Genomic DNA, 518 nt, shown 5'->3' with positions numbered 1-518 from the left:
CGCTGGCCCGCTTCGATCAGCATCCCGGCATCGTCACCGTCAAGAGCTTCTTCCGTGCGCACGGCACCGGCTACTGCGTGATGGACTCTGTCGAGGGGTTGACGCTCAAGCATAGGGCGTTGGCCATGAGAGCCGCCGAGCGGTATCCGAGTTGGTGAATCCTGGCCTTATCCTGCTAAAAGCACTGTATTGACCCATCGTAGGCCATCCGACCGGAATCAGAAATCCATGTCCACGCCCCAGATCAACCCCGAATTCGCTCCAATCCTGCATCCCTTGGGTACGGGCGCCATCGACTTCTTCCTCGCCGCCAGCCTCTACCAGGCCAGGAAAATCAGTTTCAGCGCTGCCGCTGCCCTCGCGGGGTTGGGTTTTGACGAATTCCACTATCGCCTTAAAGAGCATTTCGGGTCCGGTTTCGCCATCGACGACACGGATGTTCTGGAGGATATTGCACTGGTGCGCGATCCGTCGGAGACTGGCACATGAAGCTGGTCATCAATGCCAGTCCACTGATT

1 protein-coding gene is annotated in these 518 nt (G+C 58.1%); it reads left to right on the top strand.

Going from position 1 to position 518, the window contains the following annotated elements:
* Nucleotides 1-228 precede the first annotated feature (228 nt).
* A complete protein-coding gene (locus tag CKO25_RS20870) occupies nt 229-489 on the top strand; it encodes a UPF0175 family protein (protein WP_200389852.1) in 261 nt (86 codons plus the stop codon).
* Nucleotides 490-518: the final 29 nt, after the last annotated feature.

Origin of the sequence: Thiocapsa imhoffii, assembly GCF_016583985.1 — a bacterium.
Classification (GTDB): domain Bacteria; phylum Pseudomonadota; class Gammaproteobacteria; order Chromatiales; family Chromatiaceae; genus Thiocapsa; species Thiocapsa imhoffii.
Note: the sequence above shows the minus strand (reverse complement) of the source record. Positions and strands in the feature narration are given on the sequence as shown.